General features: G+C 68.4%; 11 protein-coding genes. 1 reads left to right on the plus strand and 10 read right to left on the minus strand.

Annotation, left to right across the window (positions count from 1 at the left end; translation table 11 throughout):
* Positions 1-62: 62 nt before the first annotated feature.
* From acnA to ACZ6X9_RS26835, 5 genes are all read right to left on the minus strand, one after another.
* Positions 63-2,777 carry an aconitate hydratase AcnA gene (gene acnA, locus ACZ6X9_RS26815; protein WP_469780564.1) on the minus strand — a complete coding sequence of 905 codons (2,715 nt, stop codon included), beginning with the start codon at positions 2,775-2,777 and terminating at the stop codon, positions 63-65.
* A gap of 324 nt (positions 2,778-3,101) precedes the next feature.
* Positions 3,102-3,245 carry a hypothetical protein gene (locus ACZ6X9_RS26820; RefSeq protein ID WP_469780565.1) on the minus strand — a complete coding sequence of 48 codons (144 nt, stop codon included), beginning with the start codon at positions 3,243-3,245 and terminating at the stop codon, positions 3,102-3,104.
* 254 nt (positions 3,246-3,499) lie between these two features.
* Positions 3,500-3,919: a DnaJ family domain-containing protein gene (locus ACZ6X9_RS26825; protein WP_469780566.1), complete on the minus strand. Its 420-nt coding sequence runs from the start codon at positions 3,917-3,919 to the stop codon at positions 3,500-3,502.
* 125 nt (positions 3,920-4,044) lie between these two features.
* Complete coding sequence (locus tag ACZ6X9_RS26830) at positions 4,045-4,407, minus strand: GntR family transcriptional regulator (protein WP_469780567.1); 363 nt, start codon at positions 4,405-4,407, stop codon at positions 4,045-4,047.
* Between the two features lies 1 nt (position 4,408).
* Entirely contained in the window at positions 4,409-5,410 is a 1,002-nt protein-coding gene (locus ACZ6X9_RS26835; protein WP_469780568.1) for a hypothetical protein, read from the minus strand.
* Positions 5,411-5,534: 124 nt separating this feature from the next.
* On the opposite strand from ACZ6X9_RS26835, the gene ACZ6X9_RS26840 reads away from it, so the two are divergent.
* Entirely contained in the window at positions 5,535-7,064 is a 1,530-nt protein-coding gene (locus tag ACZ6X9_RS26840) for a helix-turn-helix domain-containing protein (protein ID WP_469780569.1), read from the plus strand.
* 143 nt (positions 7,065-7,207) lie between these two features.
* Here the strand turns inward: ACZ6X9_RS26840 and ACZ6X9_RS26845 are convergent, their stop codons facing one another.
* The 5 genes from ACZ6X9_RS26845 to ACZ6X9_RS26865 form a co-directional block, all read right to left on the minus strand.
* Positions 7,208-7,534 (minus strand): integrase, encoded by a 327-nt coding sequence (locus tag ACZ6X9_RS26845; RefSeq protein ID WP_469780570.1) that lies wholly within the window; start codon positions 7,532-7,534, stop codon positions 7,208-7,210.
* A 37-nt stretch (positions 7,535-7,571) separates the two neighbouring features.
* Positions 7,572-8,381, minus strand: a complete 810-nt coding sequence (locus ACZ6X9_RS26850; protein WP_469780571.1) for a tyrosine-type recombinase/integrase — start codon at positions 8,379-8,381, stop codon at positions 7,572-7,574.
* A 127-nt stretch (positions 8,382-8,508) separates the two neighbouring features.
* The gene (locus ACZ6X9_RS26855) at positions 8,509-9,024 is read right to left on the minus strand and encodes a helix-turn-helix transcriptional regulator (RefSeq protein WP_469780572.1); all 516 of its coding nucleotides are present in this window, start codon (positions 9,022-9,024) and stop codon (positions 8,509-8,511) included.
* The gene (locus ACZ6X9_RS26860; protein ID WP_469780573.1) at positions 8,936-9,640 is read right to left on the minus strand and encodes a hypothetical protein; all 705 of its coding nucleotides are present in this window, start codon (positions 9,638-9,640) and stop codon (positions 8,936-8,938) included. The genes ACZ6X9_RS26855 and ACZ6X9_RS26860 overlap by 89 nt, the downstream gene beginning before the upstream one ends.
* 591 nt (positions 9,641-10,231) lie before the next feature.
* Complete coding sequence (locus ACZ6X9_RS26865) at positions 10,232-12,958, minus strand: SAV_2336 N-terminal domain-related protein (protein ID WP_469780574.1); 2,727 nt, start codon at positions 12,956-12,958, stop codon at positions 10,232-10,234.
* Positions 12,959-12,965 lie beyond the last annotated feature (7 nt).

Here is a 12,965-nt window from a genome sequence, read left to right on the forward strand (position 1 = left end):
ACCGAGGGCCGCACCCCGTGCGAACACGGGATGCGGCCCTCGGGCGCGAAGCGCCCTGCCGCTTACTTGCGGATCAGCGAGCGCAGCACGTACTGCATGATGCCGCCGTTGCGGTAGTAGTCCGCCTCACCGGGGGTGTCGATGCGGACGACCGCGTCGAACTCCACACCGGTGTCGGTGGTGACCTTGACCGTGCGCGGCGTGGTGCCGTCGTTGAGCTCGGTGACGCCGGTGATGGAGAAGGTCTCCTCGCCGGTCAGGCCGAGGGACTCGGCCGAGGCGCCCTCGGGGAACTGGAGCGGGAGGACGCCCATGCCGATGAGGTTGGAGCGGTGGATGCGCTCGTAGGACTCGGCGATGACGGCCTTGACGCCGAGGAGCGCGGTGCCCTTGGCGGCCCAGTCGCGGGAGGAGCCGGAGCCGTACTCCTTGCCGGCCAGGACGACGAGCGGGATGCCCTGCTCGATGTAGTTGCGGGAGGCGTCGTAGATGAACGACACCGGACCGCCGTCCTGGGTGAAGTCGCGGGTGAAGCCGCCCTCGGTGCCCGGCGCGATCTGGTTGCGCAGGCGGATGTTGGCGAACGTACCGCGGATCATGACCTCGTGGTTGCCGCGGCGGGAGCCGTAGCTGTTGAAGTCGCGACGCTCGACACCGTGCTCGGTGAGGTACTTGCCGGCCGGGGTGTCGGCCTTGATCGCACCGGCCGGGGAGATGTGGTCGGTGGTGACCGAGTCGCCCAGCTTGGCCAGGACGCGGGCGCCGGCGATGTCGGTGACCGGGGTGGTCTCCATCGTCATGCCCTCGAAGTACGGGGGCTTCCGGACGTAGGTGGACTCGGCGTCCCACTCGAAGGTGTTGCCGGTCGGGATGGGCAGGGCCTGCCACTGGGCGTCGCCCGCGAAGACGTCCTGGTAGGACTTGTTGAACATGTCCTCGCCGATGGCGTTGGCGACGACGTCGTTCACCTCGGCCTCGGAGGGCCAGATGTCCTTCAGGTAGACCGGGTTGCCGTCCTGGTCGGTGCCCAGGGCGTCCTTGGTGATGTCGACCTTCATCGAACCGGCGATCGCGTAGGCGACGACCAGCGGCGGCGACGCCAGGTAGTTCATCTTGACGTCGGGGTTGATCCGGCCCTCGAAGTTGCGGTTGCCGGAGAGCACCGAGGTGACGGCGAGGTCGTGGTCGTTGACGGCCTTGGAGACCTCCTCCGGCAGCGGGCCGGAGTTGCCGATGCAGGTGGTGCAGCCGTAACCGACGAGGTTGAAGCCGACCTTGTCGAGGTACGGGGTCAGGCCCGCCTTGTCGAAGTAGTCGGTGACGACCTTGGAACCCGGGGCGAGGGTGGTCTTGACCCACGGCTTGCGGGTCAGGCCCTTCTCCACGGCCTTCTTCGCGACGAGCGCGGCGGCGACCATGACGTACGGGTTGGAGGTGTTGGTGCAGGAGGTGATCGCGGCGACGGTGACGGCGCCGTGGTCGATCTCGTACGTCGAGCCGTCGGGGGCGGTCACGGTGACCGGCTTCGACGGGGCGCCGGTGGAGAGGGCGGGGGCGTCGGAGGCCGGGAAGGACTCCTTGCCCGCCTCGTCGACGTCGTCGACGTAGTTGCGGACGTCCTGGGCGAACTGCGCGGCGGCGTTCGCGAGGACGATGCGGTCCTGCGGGCGCTTCGGGCCGGCGATCGAGGGGACGACGGTCGACAGGTCGAGCTCGAGCTTCTCGGAGAAGTCGGGCTCGGCGGCCGGGTCGAGCCAGAGGCCCTGCTCCTTGGCGTACGCCTCGACGAGCGCGACCTGCTGCTCGGAGCGGCCGGTGAGCTTGAGGTACTTCAGGGTCTCGCCGTCGATCGGGAAGATCGCGGCGGTGGAGCCGAACTCCGGCGACATGTTGCCGATGGTGGCGCGGTTGGCCAGCGACGTGGCGGCCACACCCTCGCCGTAGAACTCGACGAACTTGCCGACGACGCCGTGCTTGCGCAGCATCTCGGTGATCGTGAGGACGAGGTCGGTGGCGGTGGTGCCGGCCGGCAGCTCGCCGGTCAGCTTGAAGCCGACGACGCGCGGGATGAGCATCGAGACCGGCTGGCCGAGCATCGCGGCCTCGGCCTCGATGCCGCCGACGCCCCAGCCGAGGACGCCGAGGCCGTTGACCATGGTGGTGTGCGAGTCGGTGCCGACGAGGGTGTCGGGGTAGGCCTGGCCGTTGCGGACCATGACCGTACGCGCGAGGTGCTCGATGTTCACCTGGTGGACGATGCCGGTGCCCGGGGGGACGACCTTGAAGTCGTCGAAGGCGGTCTGGCCCCAGCGCAGGAACTGGTAGCGCTCCTTGTTGCGGCCGTACTCCAGCTCGACGTTCTGGCCGAAGGCGTCCTTCGTGCCGAACTTGTCGGCGATGACGGAGTGGTCGATGACCAGCTCGGCCGGGGAGAGCGGGTTGACCTTCGCCGGGTCGCCGCCGAGCTCCTTGACGGCCTCGCGCATGGTGGCGAGGTCGACGACGCAGGGGACGCCGGTGAAGTCCTGCATGATCACGCGGGCCGGCGTGAACTGGATCTCCTGGCTGGGCTGGGCCTGCGAGTCCCAGTCGCCCAGCGCGCGGATGTGGTCGGCGGTGATGTTGGCGCCGTCCTCGGTGCGGAGCAGGTTCTCCAGCAGCACCTTGAGGCTGTAGGGAAGGCGAGCGGAGCCCTCGACCTTGTCCAGCCGGAAGATCTCGTACGACTCGTCGCCCACCTGCAGCGTGCTGCGGGCGTCGAAGCTGTTCGCCGACACGACAGTCTCCTTCATGTGCATGAATGCGCGTACTGCGGCCATCCTGCCGCGACAACGTCGCGCCGGTCCGCTAAGGTTGCCCTAACTTAGGCATGCCTTAGTGTTCCTTGGTGGCGCGACAGCGGTACGCCTCTCTCGGCATATATCTCGATGTCGAGATAACTCTAGTACATCGCCGGGGATCGGTCATGCCCGGAGGAGCGGACGAGGTCCGGGGCCCTCACGGCGGGCGCGGCGGACCCGGCCGGTCGCGGGCCCCGTCAGTCGCGGGCCCGGTCAGTCGCGGGCCCGGTCAGTCGCGGACCCGATCAGTCACGGACCCGGTCAGTCGCCGTCACCCTCGACCGGCCGGTCCTTGCCGCCGTGGGTCACGGGCCTCAGCAGGCCGAGCAGCAGGTCGGCCGTCGCCGAGACGACGAGCATCCAGCGCGGGACGTCGTCGGCGGCGTCGTCGGGGGGCGTGGTCACGGCCGGTGCTCCTGACTTTCCCGGGCGCGCCCGCCCGGCTTTTCCCGGCGGGAAGCCGCGGGGCGCCGGAATCGATCATCGCAAAGGGGACGGCCGGGCGGAACCCCGGGATCCGGCGGTGGCGTACGGCCGGGTGGGTGACGGGTGGGGTGAAGGGTGAGGTGAACGAGGGCTGAGTGAGGGGGCGGGCGGGGTCTCGCCGTCCGCGCCCCCGCCCCCCATACCGCCGCCCTACCCTTCCCACCCCTCCCGCGTCACCCCGTTTCCCGCAGCCGGCCGCGCAGCGCTTCGCGCCAGGCGCGGACGACGTCCTCCACGTCGAACGGCGCGAGGCGGAGCGGCGGGCCCTCGGGCGGCCTGCGCAGCGCCGCGGCGATCTTCTCGTTGATCTCGGCGACGAGGCGCCGGACCTCGCGTTCCGATCCCGCCGCGAGCGCCGCCGCGTGGGCGTCCTCCGCCTCCTTGCGGAGGACGAGGGAGGGAGGCAGGAACGACAGGTTCTCCCGCCGCATCTTCTCCTTGACCCACCACAGGTCGTCGTAGGGCCGATCGAGGGCGGGCAGCGGCTTGCCGAAACCCGGGAGGTCCGAGAACTCGCCGCGTGCGGCGGCCTCGCGGATCTGCCGGTCGGCCCAGGTCTCGAAGTCCATGCCCGGCGGCTTGCGTTCGGTCATCGTCGGCTCCCCTCGCCGTCGCCCTGTGCTTCCAGTGTCCCGCACGAAAGAACGAACGCCCCGGACGTCCCCGCAGGGCCCGGTCCCTTCCCGACGGCCGTCAACTTCCCTGCCCGGTCCCCGAGTCAGGCAGGCCCGAGACTGACGCGGACGAGGTCCAGGATGGCCTCGTCCCCCAGGCCGGAGGAGCGGGCCTCGCTGACGAGCCGGCCGGCGGCGGCGAGCAGCCGGGCGCGGTCGGCGACGGCGTCGCCCGCGGTGACCACCGCGCCCCGGCCGCGCCGGAGTTCGATGATTCCCTCGTCGCGCAGGCGCTGGTAGCCGCGGAGCACGGTGTGCACGTTGACGCCGAGCGAGTCGGCCAGGGCGCGGGCGGCGGGCAGCCGCTCCCCCGGACGGACCGAGCCGTCGGCGACCGCGGCGCGGACGGACGCGGCGATCTGGTCGCCGAGGGGCACGGGCGCCCCGTGGTCGAGCCGGACGAGCACCTCAGCCCCCGTCGTCCGCGCGCGGGCGGGCCCGGTCGGCGAGGGTGTTGAGCAGGGCGGCGGCGGTCGCCGCGTCGTCGACCGTGACGACGAACTCGCCGCCGGTCGTCAGCCGGATCACCAGGGCGTCGCCGGAGCGCAGCACGAGCCCGCTGCGCCCGGACCGCGCCCGGTACCCCCAGCCGCCGAACTCGCGGAAGGCGTCGACGGGCCGGCTCTCGGCCGACACCACGCGGTCGAGGCCGATCCTCAGCCGGGGCCGGGGCGCCCACAGGGGCGCGGCCGTGAGGCCGTGGCGGTCGACGGTGACGCGCGCGCCGGGCAGGGCGAGGAGCAGGATGCCGCCGGCACCCAGAGCGAGACCGGCTTCCCAGCCGGAGGCGAGTGCGAAGCCGGCCCCGGCGACGACGAAGGCACCGCCGAGGCCGAGCAGGGGGCGCGAGACCACGGACCGCGTCCAGACCGCGCCTTCCGTGGCGCCCAGCGCCAGGCGCGGTGCGGGGCGGGTGGGGGCGGGGGCGGCCACCGGGCGGGGGCGCGGGGCGGTGAGGCCTGCGAGCACGACGCCGAGGGCGCCCGCGAGAAGCGTGGCCGGCAGGGCGGTCGCGAGGGTGCCGGGACCGAGCCGGGCCTCCTCGGGGGTGTCGGCGGACGCGTTGCCGAGGACGGTCCACACGAAGAGCGAGGCGATCAGCGCGGCCACGGCGTAGGCGGTCGCGGCGAGGACGCGCCAGGAGAGCGCTTCCAGTTCGAGGAAGAAGGAGAGGGCGGCGAAGAGGACGGCGAGCGCGAGGACGATGGCCAGGCCCTCGTAGGGGAAGGCGCTCCTGGCGGTGAAGCCGTCCGCCCGGCCCGAGCCGTCGAAGTGGGTGGCCAGCCGGTCCGCCATCCGGTTCCGGCGCCCGTCGAAGACCACCAGGAAGACGGCGGCCGCCAGGAGGTACGGCAGCGCGACGAGGGCCGGACGCCAGGGCCTCGCGGCGGTGCGCAGGGGAAGGTTCACCGGCCACCTCTCGACGGGGGCGCGCCCCCGATACGTCCACAACTTGTTCGCATGACAATAGAACAACGATAGATCAAGGCCACCCTCCCGCGAAAGATCTCATATCTGAGATACCGTCTACCTCATGACAGACGCTTACCTCTCCCGCATCGGCAAGCTCATTCGTGACGCCCGGCAGCACCGCGGCTGGACCCAGTCACAGCTCGCCGACGCGCTCGGCACCAGCCAGAGCGCGGTGAACCGCATCGAGCGAGGAAATCAGAACATCAGTCTTGATATGATCGCCCGTATCGGTGAAGCGCTGGACAGTGAGATCGTCTCCCTCGGCTACGCCGGACCCATGCACCTGCGAGTGGTCGGCGGGCGCCGGCTGTCCGGTGCGATCGACGTCAAGACCAGCAAGAACGCCTGCGTGGCCCTCCTCTGCGCGACCCTCCTCAACGCCGGCCGCACCACCCTCCGACGGGTGGCCCGGATCGAGGAGGTCTACCGGATCCTGGAGGTCCTCGGCAGCATCGGCGTCCGCGCCCGCTGGATCAACGACGGCAACGACCTGGAGATCATCCCGCCGGCCGACCTCGACCTGGAATCGATGGACCGCGAGGCCGCCCGGCGGACCCGCAGCGTCATCATGTTCCTCGGCCCGCTGCTGCACCGCATGGACCAGTTCGGCATCCCCTACGCGGGCGGCTGCGACCTCGGCACCCGTACCGTGCAGCCGCACATGACCGCGCTGCGCCACTTCGGCCTGGAGATCACCGCCACCGACGGCACGTACCACGCGAAGGTCGACCGCAGCGTCTCCCCGACCCGCGCCATCGTCCTGACCGAGCGCGGCGACACCGTCACCGAGAACGCCCTCCTCGCCGCCGCCCGGCACGACGGCATCACCGTCATCCGCAACGCCAGCTCCAACTACATGGTCCAGGACCTCTGCTTCTTCCTGGAGGAGCTCGGCGTCAAGGTCGAGGGCATCGGCACCACCACCCTCACCGTCCACGGCGTGGCCCGCATCGACCGCGACGTCGACTACGCGCCGTCGGAGGACCCGGTCGAGGCCATGAGCCTGCTGGCCGCAGCGGTGATCACCGAATCGGAACTGACCATCCGCCGGGTCCCCGTCGAGTTCATGGAGATCGAACTGGCCGTCCTGGAGGAAATGGGCCTCGACCACGAGCGCAGCCCCGAGTACCGCGCCAACAACGGCCGCACCCGCCTCCTGGACCTCACCGTCCGCCCCTCCAAACTCCGGGCCCCCATCGACAAGATCCACCCCATGCCGTTCCCCGGCCTCAACATCGACAACGTCCCCTTCTTCGCCGCCATCGCCGCCTTCGCCCAAGGCCAGACCCTCATCCACGACTGGGTCTACGACAACCGCGCCATCTACCTCACCGACCTCAACCGCCTCGGCGCCGACGTCAAACTCCTCGACCCCCACCGCGTCCTCGTCGAAGGCCCCACCCGCTGGCGCTCGGCCGAGATGATGTGCCCCCCGGCCCTCCGCCCGGCGGTCGTCGTCCTCCTCGCCATGATGGCGGCGGAGGGCACATCCGTACTGCGCAACGTGTACGTCATCAACCGGGGCTACGAGGACCTGGCGGAACGCCTCAACTCGATCGGCGCCCAGATCGAGATTTTCCGGGATATTTGATATGCGGATGCCGCCGCACCCCGTCTGACCTGCTACTTAGCGGGTCAGGGAAGGGTACGGCGGCATCTCTGGGACTTCTCTGGGACTTTGGGCCTGCGGCGGGCTACGAGCCAGGTTCCACAGACTCTGCCGACTGGCCACAATTACGCGAAGATCGCGTCGATGGCGGCGCTGCCTCGTGTACCGGCGCGGGGCAGGAAGTGGGAGTACTTCCGCAGCGTGAACCCGGGGTCGGAGTGCCCCAGCCAGCGTGCCAGGGAGACGATCGATTCACCAGCCTCCAGTTCCTCGGAGGCGTAGAAGTGGCGCAGGGCGTGGAAGCCGTGCTCCCGGGACGGCTCCCACACACGGGCACCGTCGGTGCTGACCTCGTCCAGCGGGGCGATCACGTCCGCCGTGGCCAGAGCGGGCTTCCACACGTAGGAGTTAAAGTAGTTCCGGTTGACGGCCTTCCGCTCGCGTCCCGTCACCAGGAGGCTGTAGGTCCTCGGCCGCCGGTGTTTGGCTTCAACCGGCGTCTCGGCAGGAGTCGGGTCGTCCCAAGGCAGCGTGACCGGGATCGGCGCGAACTGCTCCGTGTGCTGCTGGATGGCCCGAGCCACGCTGGATGGCAGCGGCACGTCCCGTAACCTTGCGGCCCTTGGGGAGGGCGAAGCACAGCCTCGCCCGCACCATCTTGACCTGCCGCCGGACGTGGACAACCTCCTTGGCGAAGTCGATGTCCTCCAGGGCAAGCCCGAGCGCCTCCCCTTGCCGGAGTCCAAGGCCCGCTCCGATCACAAGGAGGAGCTGGTAGCGGTCGGGCAGGGCCGCCCGTACCGCCAGCACCCGTTCGGGTGGCCACGCCTCGACCCTGCCGGGTGTGGCGGCCGGAGGGCCAACCGTGCTGGACCGACATGGATTGCGTCCGAGGCGACGGTCCTCGACGGCGGCCTGGAGGATGCTGGAGAGCGTCGCCCAGACGAGACGGATCGAGGTCGGACCGAGGTCCTTCTCCAGCCGCTTCTTCCAGTGGCGCAGGACTTCTGTGCCGATGGCGTTGAGCGGCTGAGCGCCCAGGTGGGGAACGATGTGCCGGCGTACCCTCTGCTCGATCCGTTCGATCGTGGACGGGTCACCGCTCTGGGTGGGCCACCAGTGGGTCGCGATGTAGTCCTTGAGGGAGATGGCCCCATCGCGCGGATCGACGAACTCGCCACGGCGAGCGTCGGTCTGAGCCTGGGCGAGCCAGGTCTTGGCGTCCTGGAGGGCGTCGAGGGAACGGTCCTTGACACCGGCGATGCCCTTGACGCGATAGCGGGTGCACTTGCCGTACATGGCGGTACGGTCACGTTTGCCGATCTTCGGGTTGGGGCGCTTCTTCAGCCATCGGTCTTCTATGTAGCCGGCCAGGTGGAACTCCTTGGTGATGGGGATGGCGGCAAGCTTTACGACGCTTGAGGGTTCAGGCTCTGAGGAAGCGGCTCGACCGCTCCTGCGGAGGGGTGTTGAGCGGGTTGAGGGCCGGGTTGGAGCGGGAGTCGGCCTGTTCCTGTTCACGGACCCAGGCGTCGAGCGCTTCGAGCCGGTACATGACGCGACCGCGGGTTCCCATACGGAAGCTCGGGGGTCCCTGGCGACGGTGGCGCCAGACGTAGAGCGTGTGGGGTGAGAGGCCGAGATAGTCGGCGGCGTCCTTCACGGTCAGGAAGGTGGCGGATGTGGCGCCTGAGGAAGCGGTAGCGGCAAGCGAAGATCGTCCAGGCATCGGTGGTTCTCTGTGAGGTAGGGGCGGAGTGAGCCCGGGCGGGGGGGAAAATCCAATTCGGCCCACCCGTCGCCTTGTCAAGCAGCAGGAAGGGAATCGCAGACGATCCGCAACGCGGAAAGCGCTACGGACGGCGCACGGCGGCCGAGGCCGGCTCACTCGACAGGTCAGGAAGGGCGAGGGCAGCTTCGAGCCGGTCCCAAGGGATTTCATCCCGTGTCGGCTTACGAAGGCAGTGCGCGAAGCGTTCGGCGAGGCGAGGAGCGCTCATTCCGGCGCACTCGGCTACCACGAAGATGTGCGCCGCGCTCTGGTCACCGTTCTTCAGCCACGCCGCGACGCACGCGTCACGCAGAGCGGAGATATTCCTGCCAAGCGACGAGTCGGCCTCGTGCGCTTCCAGAACCGCCGCCCGCGCTTGCTGCCAAATCTTCCGGTAGACCGGAGCGGTCAGCGGTCGCCCGTCGTCGAGAGCGAATATCGCGTCATCGGGGCGAAGATCGCGCCGGGTGATCTCCGCCTTCAGGAGCGCCACCAACTCCCGGCAGGCGGGTACACGCCGTTCGTGGCCCGCGCGCTCCGAATCCGTCTCGCGGCGCTCTTGTCCCTGAGGATGGATCAGCAGCCAACCATTGCCGTCGTCCACGAGTTCCACGTCTCGGACACGCAGCAGCAGGGCCTCCTTCGGCTGCAGCGCCGCGAGGGCGATGGACGCCAGGAAGGCCCGCAGTACGAGACCGTTCTGCGGCTGCTCGGCGGCCCAGTCCAGGATCGAAAAGCACTGCCGATCGGTCGCATGAAACGTTTTGGCGCCAAAAACTGCAGCCATGGGTGAGCTCCTTGGGTGAGGCGTGGGGGTAGGCACGGCAGTCCGGGCACCGCCTGTGAATCGCACGGCGACCGAACCTCTCCAATAGTCCGGAGGATCGCCGGTTTGGGTAACCGGCGATCCCGTGCTATGTTCCGCCGATCACGCAGACGATCTTCCGTGAGCTGCTCTAGGTTCACTTCCTTCGCCGCGAAATTCCAGTCCCTTCCGGGCTCAATGCGTCTGCCGTGAGCGAATCACCATGCTGACCCCGAAATCGCTGACGCCCAGCCACCGAGCGGTCGATCTGAACGAGCGAAAGTGCAGGAACAGAGCAGGCGCCTTCTAAGCGCTGGGTCCCTCCCACTCCTGCTCCTCACATGGACCACAGCTCGTCGAGGGCTGGAGGCACACCACCCTCGACCGCGTGGCCTGTTACCCCCGCTCCACCAAGCTCGTTCTCCGCAAGTCACCCCCTACCCGGAACGCCACCGGCGATCTCGCGGTGCAGGCGCTGAGGCGCCGATCCGTTTGGTCGGCATCCCCACCTGCGCGCCCCGGCGCTGTGCCGCTGCGTGCAGGAAGAAGCGAAACTCGGGCGAACGGACCGCGTCAGCGGCTGTCACGGGTCGCTGGCGGCGCATTCGGCGGCGATTCGAGGAAGAAGTCGATTCCAAGATGCTCCCGCATCAGTCCTCGCAGCGCACGGCCATCGATTAGCTGAATACGGCCGGCCCCTTGGGCAAATTCGATGCTGGATTTTGAAAATGTTCCGTTCGTGATGACCATGCCCTTGCGGGCCTCACTGTCGCGTATGGACTGGGCAAAGCTACGGATAACCTCGCCAGCAACGACCCTCCGGACGTGCTTGACCTGAACGATAATGGTTTCCCCGGTGCCTGGACGAGTAAGCACCGCATCGATTCCTGAATCCCTTCTCTCATCAATAGCCACTGACCCCTCACCCATCTCCTCGAGAAGGCGGAAGACCAATCTCTCGAATCGGATTGGGTCCATCGCATTAAGATCAAGAACTGGGTCGGGGTCGGGAACTTCCGACCCCACAAAGGGATCCCATACGCGAACAATACTGTCGTACCCCATGGTGGCTAGGAGGCTGTGACTCCAACTTCTATCGATGGCAGCCATGGCCAGCACCTTTTGCGGACGAATGGTGATTAGTTCATGGCGAGCGGCAGGTTCTACTCGAAGATTCCACAGCCGCACAATGCCGCTATAGTCGGCCGTTGCTAGGCAGCGCCGCCCGGCGGGATCTACGAGTGCAGTCACGGCCCGTCCGGGGAACTCGCCGGTCCGCAGGGCCTTACCGACTGGAGCCCCATTCATAGCGTCCCGGATTTGGAATCCTCCGCCATACTCCGTAACAACAAGACGTGGAGGCTCGTTCGCCTCCCAAAATTCCGCCATAGACAGCACTTCTTTTGGGCGAATAGCATATCGAATTCCGACATATCTTCCGTCGGTTGATTCCCAAAGGCGCACTTCCCCGCCATAGTCGACCGTCGCGAGCAGTGGAGATCTCGCACGCCTTGGGACTGCGGCGATTGCCACGACTCCAGGCGCCTGCACCGTAAATGGCTCACTGACCATGGAGCCCGTCTCTGGGTCCCACGTTCGTACCTTTCCATCCGGTCGGCTGTAGGTGGCTAGGTACGTCCGGCCATTGATGGCAGGAACCGAAGCCATTGCCACGACACCACCGGGGACCGGAAATGAGAAGCGTTCCCGTTCCTGCTGCCACGCCGCCCGTGGCAGGGCGGACTCTGAGAAGGGCATTGCCCGTGGGCCGATGCTTCGCTCTCCCGTTCCCCCGGCTGTCGTACGCATCGCTGGGAAATCACCGCCCAGTCCTCCTGCGAGCCGTTCGACGTAGCCTGCTACCTCCCGCCGGACCAGTTCCTGTACCGCAGTGACGTCATGGCGCAGTTGGGCACCCAACAGCGCCTCGCGCACACCGGGCAGGAAGTGGAACTCGAAGCGCACCATGTCACGCATGCCGTGACCGTCTTGCCACCCTTCCAAGAGTCCGCCCAGCGCGACCTCCGCAATATGGCCGTGGTCCGAGTGCGGCAGCATGGCCCGGCGTACGAGTGTCATCACGGGAAGGGTCAGCGGTACTGCGGACAGATAGCCCGCCAACTCCTGGGCGACAGGTGACGCGGCCTCCTGGAAACGGCGCAGGGCCTGGGTCCCAGCGAGCTCCGGGGCGGCAACAAACACCGGAGCCGGGGCCGGCCCACTGTCCGTACCCGTCCGGCCGATTGTCAGGCACGAAAGCCTGTTCCACCGGCCCTCGCCCGCTACCAGCGAGGCCAGCGCAGCAAGGCCCGGGGGCGACGCCTCAACTATGGGAATCGCGATGCTGCCTGCGAGCCCCTGCCGGCCTCGGCTCCTAGAGCTCGGCCTGGAACGACCACCAGGTGGAGCTGCCTCGGCCAGGCGCCACGATGCGTTGGGGGCCGCCGGCCGCGCGGCCCGTACAACGACACCCGCTGGGGCCACCGCGCCCCGGGTCCACAGACGGCGCGGAAGCACGTTCAGGAGTGCCAGTGGGCTGTGTGTCGCCCACTGGGCCAAGACGGCCTCGAGGCTGGTAGCGCTCCAGCCCTCCGCTACCGTGTCCGTGACTACCAGGACCAGCCGGTGTCCGGACGGATCGGCAACTTCTTGAGGGCGGCGAGAGTCGCCGCCGTTCGCCCGTGCGACAGTCGGTGTGCCTCCTGCCTCAGTACCGCTTAGGAACCACACTCGTACGTCGCGAAAAATGCCAGTCTGTTCGATGGTGCGTGTCAGCTCGCTGACCAGGTCGTGCCAGAGAAGCATCGAGTGATGTGTGTCGATGACCAGAGCTAGGTCGAGCCAACGGCCGCGCTGTGGCTTCAGTATCGGCACTACCATGCCCTGCTCGGCGCTGCTGTTGGCGCTGAGTTCCTCGTCCAACTCAGTCGTGGTGACGCCCGGTGCCGTCCGGCGGCCGAGTGGACGCAGCGCCCTCATAATGCCGAGGGGGTTCTCGAGGGCCAGAGCGCGCCGCACTAGGACGGCTTCGCCTCGCCGAGCGTCCGAACTGACACCACTCGTGTCCTCTGCGGGCGTGGCGCTGTAGTACCGTTCGCTGGCCTGAGGCCCACCGTCGTCTCGGTCTGGCTTGCTCGGTGGCACGGTCCCGTGTTCGACGTCCGGCTCTCCTCCGTCGCCCGTGCGGGCCAGATGCCCCTCGGCGCTGATGCGCGCGGCTAGCCATAGGATGTCAGCCAGTTCCTCGTGTCCGGCGTCGACACCCGATTCGAGCAGGGCTGCGAGCAATCCCTCGATCACCGAAGGG

This window comes from Streptomyces sp. NPDC052910 (genome assembly GCF_055585605.1).

Bases quoted from the DNA above. Each gene is read 5' to 3' on its own strand.
- ACZ6X9_RS26850 (WP_469780571.1), bottom strand. From the start codon at position 8,381: ATGTACGGCAAGTGCACCCGCTATCGCGTCAAGGGCATCGCCGGTGTC.
- ACZ6X9_RS26825 (WP_469780566.1), bottom strand. From the start codon at position 3,919: ATGACCGAACGCAAGCCGCCGGGCATGGACTTCGAGACCTGGGCCGAC.
- ACZ6X9_RS26855 (WP_469780572.1), bottom strand. From the start codon at position 9,024: ATGAAATCCCTTGGGACCGGCTCGAAGCTGCCCTCGCCCTTCCTGACC.
- ACZ6X9_RS26840 (WP_469780569.1), top strand. From the start codon at position 5,535: ATGACAGACGCTTACCTCTCCCGCATCGGCAAGCTCATTCGTGACGCC.
- ACZ6X9_RS26860 (WP_469780573.1), bottom strand. From the start codon at position 9,640: ATGGCTGCAGTTTTTGGCGCCAAAACGTTTCATGCGACCGATCGGCAG.